General features: G+C 46.5%; 9 protein-coding genes. 3 read left to right on the top strand and 6 right to left on the bottom strand.

What is annotated here, in order from left to right; all coding sequences use genetic code 11:
- Positions 1 to 608: 608 nt before the first annotated feature.
- Positions 609 to 2,546 (bottom strand): serine/threonine-protein kinase, encoded by a 1,938-nt coding sequence (locus QUA53_RS27840; protein WP_333101005.1) that lies wholly within the window; start codon positions 2,544 to 2,546, stop codon positions 609 to 611.
- Positions 2,547 to 3,048: 502 nt separating this feature from the next.
- On the opposite strand from QUA53_RS27840, the gene QUA53_RS27835 reads away from it, so the two are divergent.
- Together QUA53_RS27835 and QUA53_RS27830 are read left to right on the top strand one after the other, a co-directional pair.
- Positions 3,049 to 3,531 carry a 2Fe-2S iron-sulfur cluster-binding protein gene (locus QUA53_RS27835; protein ID WP_333042379.1) on the top strand — a complete coding sequence of 161 codons (483 nt, stop codon included), beginning with the start codon at positions 3,049 to 3,051 and terminating at the stop codon, positions 3,529 to 3,531.
- 38 nt (positions 3,532 to 3,569) lie between these two features.
- Entirely contained in the window at positions 3,570 to 4,040 is a 471-nt protein-coding gene (locus tag QUA53_RS27830; protein ID WP_333101006.1) for a phycobilisome protein, read from the top strand.
- A gap of 17 nt (positions 4,041 to 4,057) precedes the next feature.
- Here QUA53_RS27830 and QUA53_RS27825 read toward each other — a convergent pair whose 3' ends face one another.
- The 5 genes from QUA53_RS27825 to QUA53_RS27805 all read right to left on the bottom strand — a co-directional run bounded on the left by QUA53_RS27825 (position 4,058) and on the right by QUA53_RS27805 (position 7,896).
- Positions 4,058 to 5,224, bottom strand: a complete 1,167-nt coding sequence (locus QUA53_RS27825) for a pentapeptide repeat-containing protein (RefSeq protein ID WP_333101007.1) — start codon at positions 5,222 to 5,224, stop codon at positions 4,058 to 4,060.
- A gap of 242 nt (positions 5,225 to 5,466) precedes the next feature.
- Positions 5,467 to 6,129 (bottom strand): V4R domain-containing protein, encoded by a 663-nt coding sequence (locus QUA53_RS27820; RefSeq protein ID WP_333101008.1) that lies wholly within the window; start codon positions 6,127 to 6,129, stop codon positions 5,467 to 5,469.
- A 64-nt stretch (positions 6,130 to 6,193) separates the two neighbouring features.
- Entirely contained in the window at positions 6,194 to 6,664 is a 471-nt protein-coding gene (locus QUA53_RS27815) for a phycobilisome protein (RefSeq protein ID WP_333101009.1), read from the bottom strand.
- Positions 6,665 to 6,833: 169 nt separating this feature from the next.
- A complete protein-coding gene (locus tag QUA53_RS27810) occupies positions 6,834 to 7,100 on the bottom strand; it encodes a hypothetical protein (RefSeq protein ID WP_333101011.1) in 267 nt (88 codons plus the stop codon).
- Positions 7,101 to 7,194: 94 nt separating this feature from the next.
- Positions 7,195 to 7,896 carry a V4R domain-containing protein gene (locus QUA53_RS27805; RefSeq protein WP_333101012.1) on the bottom strand — a complete coding sequence of 234 codons (702 nt, stop codon included), beginning with the start codon at positions 7,894 to 7,896 and terminating at the stop codon, positions 7,195 to 7,197.
- 280 nt (positions 7,897 to 8,176) lie between these two features.
- Here QUA53_RS27805 and QUA53_RS27800 point away from each other — a divergent pair, with 280 nt between their 5' ends.
- Positions 8,177 to 10,009, top strand: a complete 1,833-nt coding sequence (locus tag QUA53_RS27800) for a peptidase C14 (protein ID WP_333101013.1) — start codon at positions 8,177 to 8,179, stop codon at positions 10,007 to 10,009.
- Positions 10,010 to 10,617 lie beyond the last annotated feature (608 nt).

Below are 10,617 nucleotides of genomic sequence, written 5' to 3'. Positions count from 1 at the left end.
ATTCTTTTTTCTAGGTTCAGTTTTTTGCCTTGAGTTCGCGGTTGTTTGAACCGCCTCTCTTCTGGCGCTTTATTAATATACTTATTTCGCAAGGTGTTGTCAAGCGTTTTGTGAAAATTTTTTTGTTTTTTTTGTAATCTATACGCATCAAGGGTTTTGGCTATCCTTCACTGCTCCGACCTCCGCTGGCTGACTCCTCTTTTAACTATGGGGTCTTTTTTTCGACCAAAATACGGCTTTTGCCCTGACAATCTCCCGCCCATGGGTAGAAGAACTCTGTAGTTCAACATGATTATGGGCCTTAATTCGAGTATAGGTAAGGCAAGGTTAGAGTGTAAGCTGTGAGGCTGCATCATGGGGTTAGGATGACAGAAGCAGGCTGGTGCATGAGTCATATATAGGTAAGGTATGTCTGCATTTCTTGAACTTTACTGAGGGACTTTTGGGTCTCAGATTGAGCCGATCGCTCTTAACAATTCGTCTGATTCAAAATCCAGAAGTTGACACGACACGGTACTTTAACCCGGATCAAACTCCCAGGAATCGATCGTCGGCAAAAATACACTCTCCTGAATTACACCCCGAAGCTCCTTCAGTTACCCCAGTTATCAGCCTTTGATGAGCGAGCGCGAGTTGGTCTCCTCAACATCTACATCTAAAAAGTGCAAGTGACTCTCTTCCTCAGTATTGACCGCAATGACCAAACCTCTATTCCCCCAAGGAGCTATCGCCCGGGGTGAGGCAGGGCTGCTAAAATTCCCTACTTGAATCCCTTGACTGTTTAACACTTCTATCTGCCCCCCAACATCTGCCAACACCCATCCCCAATTAGCCACACAAGCAGATACGGGCAAACTTTCAAGGGGAATTCGCGCCACCTTGAGTGGCCACAATTTCATCAACAGCACCGCAGCTTTACCACCTTGGGGAATTCCCAGCAAAGTATAAGGCTCAGGTGTCAACAGCATCTGTCCGACGCTGGCAGACAACCGCACAGAACCCACCGGCGTGCCGCGGCGAGTGTAAACTCTAAAAATAGTTTGGGGATTTTTTGGTTCGTTGTCCGGCCAAACTGCTAAGACGTGTCGCCGATCCAAAAAAATTAATTCTGGTAAATAATGTTCCGGTAACGGCACAGTAGCGATCAGCTTCAAGGCTTTTTCCTGATCGCCCGCACTGCTGTTTCGAGCTAAAGAATAAAAACGCAGTTCTCCCGGAACCGCTACTGTCAACCAGTGACCGCGAGGGTCAACAGCAGCTTTAAAAGCATCTGGACCTTGCCTCAAACCCATATCGAGCAGGCACTGAGGCTCCCAAGAGTCTTCGTTGAGCCAGTAAAGTTTTTGCGGAGTGAGAACGCAGCAGCCGTGGGAAACAGGTAAAATGCCCCGCACGATTTCCGGCATTAATGAAATAGAAGTAGACATTTCTCCTGTAACTAGCTGTTTTTCCGGCTGAGACCAAACCTTCACCTCTGTACCTACAGCAGCATAGAGATACGTTTCAGTGGCTATTAAAGCAGTCAACGGTGCTGGAAGTATCAGTAGCTTGGGCTGCGAAAGCGCATAGCGCACAGTCCCAAGTAAATTAATCGCCGACAGTGATGCTTTTTCCTGTTCAACTTCTAGCAAAGACTCAGTTTCAGACTTCAAGCTTTTATCACCGCTGGTTGTGGGGCTTTCCCAGGGAATAATGCAGTCGCCCAATTGCCTGACAGCGGGGTCGTACATGATCAGCCGCAGAGCTTGAGCCATTTGGGAAGCACTGGCAAAACGGCGGGCTGGCAGCTTTTCTAAAGATTTTTTGACTATTGCTTGCAAAGGTTCGGGGATGGCGTCGGGAAATTGCAAGCGCTGATTCAGGTGCGCCCACCTCAAGTCTCCGGGGGTTCCCCCGAAAGGGCGGTAGCCCATTAGCAATTCAAACAGCAGAATTCCTACTGCATATATATCTGACATCGGGGAAAAAAGACCGTAAAACCGCTCAGGGGCCATGTAAGCGGGGGAACCTACGGTAGCGTCGGGAGAAATTTCTTGGTGGAGGCGAGTGGTACCAATTTCTGGCAGCCGACGCGCGATGCCAAAATCAGAAAGCCGGGGCGACCAACCTTTTGCTCCTAAAGTTAGGAGTATATTTTCGGGTTTGATGTCGCAGTGAACTACGCCTCGGCGGTGGGCGTAGTCTAAGCCTGCTAAAACTTCCATAACTAGCTGTAAACCTTCGAGCAGACGCAAGGGGCGGTCTTGTTTGAGCAGGTTGCGGAGGGTTCCTCCCTCGCAGTAATCCATAACCAAGTACCTGCCTGTAGCTGTGTGTTCTAGAGCTCGGCAGGTAACAATATTGGGGTGCTGCAAGGTGATCAGAAACCACAATTCTCGTAAGAATTCGCTAGTTGGGGCTTTTTGATGACTAAGTTCTTTGAGAGCAACCAGTTGGCTGGTGAGGCGGGAGTCCTGGGCGGGAGCTTCTCGAACGCTGGCACAAAAGACTCGACCAAATTGTCCTTGTCCGACTAGCCCTAAAATGCGGTACTTAGAATGTTGCATCGGTCTAATTATAGAAAAAGCTTGAGCTAGTATTAAAATATGTAAATAATTCTGACAAAAATTCAAATTTTTGAATCGCTCGCCAGGTACAGCCTATGTTATCTCAGGTTTATTCTCAGCCTCCTTGAGAGCGATCGCACACTCGCACCTACTAAAATCGTTGAGCTTCGGAATCACTATCAATCTTGCCGGATGTCGGTACCCGCTCGGGAACTACCTGTGGCTGCTATTTTAGTCGATCGCGACTATTACAGTTTTTTCAATGCCATGCAGAAAGTATCTAAGGTTTTAGCTTTTCAAGGCTAAGCTGGAGAATCGGGGCGAGGGTACAGTGATATGACCAAAACAGAAGTGCGGTTATCCCCTAGGGGTTAGAGAGCCAGAAGCCAATGCTGTCGTCAAGGCATCTTAACCTTTTTGAGTGTTAGCCAAATTTTTTTGCGCTTTAAATAAGTTGATCGTAACTTGCTAAATACTGAACTTGACAGGAGCAAACATCAATATGGTTAAAATTATTAAACTAGATCCAATTGCGGAGGAAATAGCAGTCGAAACCCGATCAAATATCCTGTCTGCCTTACTTTCCAAAGACTTAGACGTTCTCAAGGAATGCGGGGGGCGGGGAATGTGCGCTACCTGCCATGTTTACATTAAAGAAGGCATGGAAGGCTTGTCGGACATGAACCGCCGCGAGAGAAGGACGTTGGAAGTCATTACTACGGCTAGAGCCAATTCGCGACTTGCTTGTCAGGCTCAAATTATGGGCGAGGGTGTGGTTGTACAGTTGCCTGCGGGGATGTACATTAATGCTATTGAAAATGTCGAAGCTCTGATAGGCCGCCGGGCCCAGCAAGATTTACTACACCCAATTACGGGTCAAGTAGTTGTAGAATCGGGAAAGTTAATTACTCGTTCTATCGTTACACAGCTTAATGAAACCCGCTTTCAAGTAGGACAATATTTAGTTCGGACTAAAGAAGCTTAAAACTGATATGTTTGTATTTTAGTAGTAGAGAAAAATCTATGTTGAGCCAACTTGCGCGTTTGAGCATGGAAGCAGACGGACGCTACGCCAGTGCAGAAGAACTCCAATTTTTGAAAGACTACTTTCAGTCTTTGAATCACCGGATGAGTGCTTATAAAAAACTTCAAGCCTCGGAAACAGAAATTATGCGGCAGGTGGAAGCACAAATGCTGTCTCTAGACCCTAGTTTATTTAGGCGGGGGGCTAACGATGTCACTGAAAAGTGCCGTGGAGATATTGTGCGGGTGTTGAGGCATTCGGCGGCAGCACTATTGATTAATGATACGGAACGGTTGCGCGATCGGCTACTACTTTGGTTGCAAACTATCTTAGGCGCTGTTCAAGTTAGAAATAGTGCAACCGTGACCTACGATGTGATGAAAAAGGTTCTCAAGCAATATCTCACGGTGGAAGAAAGGAACCTATTTTTTCCGATTCTGGACATCAACCGCACATTACTCGGCAAATAATCAAGGGGGTTGATAAGTTAACACCGATAAACTGTACCGTTAGGAAGAGTGGCTCCAATCAACTTCGCTCCCGTCAAATCCGCCTCAGTGAGAATGGCTCCCCGGAGGTTGGCTCCTGTCAAGTCAGCTTTCTGCAAGTTGGCTTTACTCAGGTTAGCTTTGCTCAAGTTAATTTCATGCAGACAAGAATTAGACAGGTCGGCATTGATCAGGTAGGCTAGACTCAAGTTGGCTTTGCTGAGGTTTGCCCCGCTCAAGTTAGCTTCCATCAAATAAGCACCGCTTAAGTTGGCTTCGTTCAACAATGCCTCTGCCATATTAATTCCCGTTAAAAGTTTGCGGCTCAAGTCTACACCGCTGAGGTCGGCCCCGCTGAGGTTGATACCGCTTAAGTGGCTGCCATTCAAAGTAATGTTTCTCAGGTAGGTTTTGCTGAGGTCTGCTTTGCACAAATTGGCTCTATCCAAGCAAGCTTCGCTAAGGTCTGATCCAATCAAGCACGCGCCGTTTAAATAGGCTTGAGTGAGGTTAGCTCGCCTGAGATTAGCTTTCAAAAGGTTGGCTTTGCTGAGGTTTGCACGGGTTAAGTTGGCTCCGGCTAGGTTGGCTTTGGATAATTCGGCTCCGGTGAGCTGTGCTTCAGTCAAGTCTGCCTCTTTCAAACTCGCTAGACTTAAGTAAGCATCTTTGAAGTTTGCCCCGTTGAGATTGGCTTTAATCAGATATGCTTTACTGAGATTGGCCTCGGTGAGAACGGCTTTGGTGATGTTAGCGGCGCTCATATCTGCACCTATGAGATTAGCATTGGGAAGATTTGCTCCGGTCAGGTTTGCCCAATTCAGGTGAGAGCCAGCTAGGTTGGCGCCGGTGAGATTGGCTCCGATGAGATTGGCGCCGCTGAGACTGGCTGCCATGAGGTTGGCGCCGGTGAGATTGGCTCCGCTGAGGTCAGCTTTGCTGAGATTGGCTCGGCTCAGATGGGCTTTGGTGAGGTCTGCCCCGCTGAGGTTAGCACCGATTAAGTAGGGTCGTTGCTGGTGTTGGTTGAGGTTTGCCAAAATTAGAGTTGGGGCATCGCTGGAACGGTATAAATCGATCGGACTCAACACAATGCCGCGCAGATTTGCCAGTCTAAAATCTCTTTCGCCGGCTGCATATCGAGTTAGAAGTTCATTGGCGTCCATTAAGTTCTAGCAAAATGTTTGAGGTTTTGATGGCTTTTAAATTTTAAGAGTTTCTAGAGTAAGTTATGAAGTTTCTAGCTGCTAGTTCTCATCAGGTTTTATTTGAATTGCTAAAACCTTATTTTTAAACTCACGAGCTTTTTTATAATTTAACTCACAGTTTTGATGATACGGTCGATAATATGGCTGCCCAAAAATCGATTTGACAGCTATTAGCAACAAAGTAATAGCTATCAAATAAGTCAGTTTTTTTGACAAAGTTGACTGAGAATAGCTTCATGGTCTTTTCCTTCTTCGACCATAGAATCTGCTGGTTGGAGGCGATCGCGCAGCCCTAAAATAAAGCGGTTGCAGTCCGAACCTAATGATTCGCAGGAGGTTTGCAGGCAGTGGAGTTCTCGACCTGTGAGCTGACTAAAGAACGAACTTAAAATACCTGCTTCTAGAAAACAGGCTGGTCGCTTAGACTTGGGGGCTGTTTTAGCAAAAAGAGAGTTAGCAATTTTTACTATTAAAAATCCCTGTTCGGAATAGCTGGGGTCAAGCTCAAATGTTCCCCATCCATGAGTTTTCCAACACTGCTGCAATGACTGAATAAATTCTACCATTTCCATTTCAGAAACTGGCTGACCGTAGTATTCGCTGACTTCTTCGCAAAAACGCACGTAGAAGTTTTTACCCCACCAGCGACCGCAGTTGAAAAGCACAAGGCGGGAGGCTTGACCTGTTTCTTGTTCTAAGCCAATATAAATAGCTTGAATCAGTGTTTCTGGGAGTGCTAAAAGCCGATCGCCCCGGCGGTTTTCGAGGAGACCGAGTTCGAGGTCGCCTCGGACGTAGGCATCGCTAGCAAAGTAGTTTCCAGGGAGTCGGGGCTGTTTGAGTAAGTCGGCAATATTAATCATCGGAAATTGGGAATGGGGAATGGGGAATTGGAAATTGGAAATTGGAAATTGGGAAGAAAGCAGATTATTTATTATCTTGGTCAATAATAATTGACTGTGCTTGGTCGAAAAATGGTTGCAATATAGCCCGGGCTTGCTCGGAAAGCAATTCTTCTAAACGAGTTTGCAGCAGATTGCAAACAGTTGCTTCGATTTTTTGAGTTTGGTGGGCTTCGACTATGCCGGAAAGCCAGTCTACAAGGCGCTGTTCGAGAAAATTTCGATCGTTCAGCAGCATAGCCATAGCACAGTATCGCAAGACTAAAACCCAGTGTTTGAGCGATCGTTCTAAGGTTTCTTGTTTTTCGTCGGGGAACGTTTCTTGTAGTTTGTTGGCTACTGGTTGGAAGATGCTTGCTTCCTTCTCTCGCAAAAATTCGTAAATTTTTAAGCGCTGGACAAGAGTTACAGCTTGACGCTTAAAACTTATGAGTTCTTCGCCTTTTAAAAAGCGGTTTTCTGCCTGATCCAGCAGCGCCTCAATCTCAGGGTGCATGATTTTAATTAAGTGGTAATCGGTAATTGATAAAAGGAAGGAAGTTCGGCAACGAGCAATGTACGGGATGTAACGGATTTAACTAATGGATTTTGAGGGATGAGGAAACAGTGGTGAGGGAAGATGGATGAGGGATTGCCCTATTTTTCATTTCTATTCCTTACACAGATTAAAACAGGTCGAATAGGTCATCAATGGTGACTTCTGCTTGTTCAGAAATAGAAATTGCTGGCAAGGGTGGCGGTAGGGGTAGGGCACCTACTTCCGGAATTCCTTCCCAAGAAATAGCTTGAAAAAAGTCTGCTACTGGCTGGGTTAAACTCAGAAGTTGACCGGGGGTCGAACCATTGGGGGTTTCTAAAGATTTTCCCAGCCAATTATAGTGACCAAAGAATTCTTGGACAGATTGGTCCAACCATGAAGTTTGACTTTTCATCTTTCTTCCTGCCTGGAGAAATCCACCATCGCACTTTCGATCGCGAAATTGGTGGGAGGAAAGGCAGGGCAGGGGATGTGCCTTTCCAGGTTGTTTACCGCAATATTTCACCGTGTTGCAGTCGATTTTGAATATCGCGGGCGTTGGCACCTTCGTTGAGCCAGAATGCTGCTGCATCAATTTTATCTGGGTTGCCAAGCAGGAACTTGCAATAGGTTTCTCCCATTGAGTAACATTGGAGTTCTATGCAGCTCAGAGGCTTTTTGACTAAAGAGCCGAAGAAACCGGCGAACAAACCGGCGTATAGGTGACAAACCGGTTTGCCTACGTCTCCCAATGTGCGAGCAACTGCTGAGTCAAAGAGGTTGATGAAGATGCAGCCGTGTTTGCGATCGCTCATGTCCACTTCCCAGCGACCCCAACCTTGAGCCGTGAAAGGCCACCACCAAGTTTCTAGCAGAAACATGAGATTTGACTGGCGAATGTTCTGGCTGAATTCGGCACTAAACCATTTTTGAAAAAATTCGGAATCTTGAAGTCCCCACTGGCAACCAATAGTATACATGATGACAGAGGACGCGGGGCCGACTTCTTCTTCGAGCCCCTCCACCAAACCGATAATGAAGTCTTCACTGGTAAAAATGTTGCGCGATTGATTCCAGTCGTCAATTGTACCCATCTGGCGATCGAAGGCAAAAAAATCCTGAAACCTATAGTGGCTGTGAGTTTTAGGATGCTTTTGCTTCAGTAGCGATTCGTTGTGGGGGGAGATTTCTTTTTTGGCAGTAGAGACCATTGGCGGGTTATTCCTTTTTGGTGTAGTTTGGTGAAAATTAGAGTCAAATAGTGTGGCCTGTGTATCCAATTTAACTTTATTTTTCTAAAGGCAGGCACAGGGTATAATTTTTCACTGCTATATAAAAATTAAAAATTCTAGGATGTTAAAATTGGGGGCTTGTTGGGAGTTCTGCCTTCGGACAACTGCTCTCTGAGTGCTGGCGAAAGTGGGTATAACCTTAAACGGCTATGTGTTATCGTTTTGTGCAAGCTGTCCACTATATATAGGGCATATGGGGATGAAAAATCACGCTTGTATTGCAATAGGCATCAATCAATATCAGTTACTCCAGCCTTTGAGTTATGCCCAAGAGGATGCAGAGGCGCTGTACGGTTTTTTGACTGAGGAGGCGGGTTTTGCGCCGGATGGATGTCTGCTGATGACCGATAGCTCGCCGTCGCTGTGGGGTCAATCTACATATCCAAATCGGGAAAATATTCTGAGATTGACCAGAAGCCTCTGCGCGGAACATGTGCAACAGGGAGATTTACTCTGGTGTTTTTTTAGCGGCTACGGTGTCAGCCATGAAGGTAAGGATTATTTGATGCCTGTTGACGGCAATCCGGCTGACATTAAGGGTACGGGGATTCCGGTAGAGTTGCTGTTGAATACTCTGAAAAACGCTCCTACGGAAACGGTATTGGTGCTGGTTGATATGAACCGCAGCCAGATTGTGAAAGCGGGGGAAACGATCGGCTCTCAAACGGTTGATCTGGCGCGGGAACTGGAAATCCCAACGGTGCTTTCTTGCCGCCCGAATCAAGTTTCGCGGGAAACTTCGGCTTTGCGTCAGGGGTTTTTTACGACGGCGCTTTTGGAGGGGCTACGTTCGGGACAGTGCATGACCATTAAGGGTTTAGACCGTTTTTTGAGCGATCGACTGCCGGAGCTGTGTGACCACCATTTGCGTCCGAAACAAGAACCTTTGATGGTAGTGAATCCTCCAGGAAAGGCTAATTTGGTGATTTTGCCGGATGCTTCAGGGGTACCAACTGCTGCGTTGGCCGGACGCAACGGCAATATGACGGTTGGTACGGCTGATGGGTTCGATCGCCCGCAAATGGCGACGGCTACGGCTCGAATGGATCTGCCTCCGGCAGTTCGCAACGCTCAGGATTCCCCAGTTGAGATGCCACCTGTGTCGCAGCCAAATGCTGTGGCCCCTGCCGATCGGGGGGGCGATCGACCGAACTTGCAACAGCCGGAGGATGAGCATAACGGGGGGTCGGATAAGTCATTTTTGCAGCAGCTAGTTTTATGGAGTTCAGCTACGGCTTTGGTGCTGCTGTTGGGTGTTTTTGTGACGAACAAATCAATTTTTATTGGTCAGCAGGAAGGAGATCCTCGATCGCCTGCTGAAAATGGCCAAAACTCTGGATCTCAAAAATTTATTGGTACTGGGGGGTCACAGAACCAACCGCGAGCGGTGCAAGCAGGGACTGGAACCAAGCAACCACCATCGAGCCAGCAGGTGTGGGCTGAGGCGAAAACTTTCCTCAAGGATGGTTCGGCTTCTAGTTTTAATAGAGCGGTGGTTAAGGCTCGAACGATTCCGGCTAGCGATCCGCTCTACCCCCAGGCTCAGCAGGATATTGAGCGCTGGAGTTTGACAATTTTGGATATAGCTAACGGGCGGGCTGCTCGGGGCGATTTCCAGGGGGCGATCGGCGCGGCTAAATTGATGCCGGATGTCAATAAGCCTGTTTACAATCAGTCGAAACAGGCGATCGCTCAGTGGGAGGAGCTATCCAAAGACCAGGATGTAAATATTGCTTTGCTATCGGCTGCTAAGGGTCAAATTAAGCGGGGGGTTGCATCTTCTTACAGTAAAGGCATCCAGCAAGCTAATAAAATTCAACCCGGTCAGCCGAAGTATGAAGAAGCTCAACAGTTAATTGGAGACTGGAGCGAAAGTATTCTCAAAATTGCTCAGTTGCGCGGCTCCCAAGGAAAGCTGAAAGAGGCAGTTGAAGCTGCTTCGCTGGTGCCATCGGGTACTAAGAGTTATCAGCAGGCTCAGAAGGATATCGCCAATTGGAAAACTAAGCTTCAACGCCAGAAAAAAGGTTGATTTAGTTGATAATTTCTCGGTTTCCCACCGGGAAATTATCTTAGCGACTGGCCAACATGGATCGTTGGCTCGATCGATACCTCTTGATACTGCAAAAAGAGATCTACACAAGGATAATTGAAAACCAATAATTTTATTCACCATTTCCCCTGCCCAGCTTCGGCGCGAGGGGATTTTATATGCTCCCTCCCTGGTCTGCTTCTTTTTGTAGAGTAAAAGAGAGCGTATGAGGTGGTTAATTGGGGCTGCATAATAGTGGATAATTTTGATTTTTTTGTGGATGGACTCATAAGACCGAAGGCGTTTATTTTCAAAGCAGGCGGGACGCCTAACCCTACTCACCACAATAACTCTCAAATTGTGCAACGCCGATCAATTAATATCTTTAACTAACATCCATAGTTCCATAAACCTGCGACTTCACCGTCAAAATTGTTTTTTTTAACTATAAATATTGCTGCAAACATATATTTTAATTATCAACCATTGCTAAGGTATTAATGGTAATAGTAAATTTAAACATTTGATTTTATACCATTTTTTTAAAGATGTGATAGACTTGTGTAAAAAGTAAAGGAGAGAATTACAATGTCTGGTCGTCCTCATAT

Origin of the sequence: Microcoleus sp. Pol12B3 (assembly GCF_036701355.1) — a bacterium.
Classification (GTDB): Bacteria; Cyanobacteriota; Cyanobacteriia; order Cyanobacteriales; family Microcoleaceae; genus Microcoleus.
This window is presented reverse-complemented; position numbering and strand designations above follow the sequence as displayed.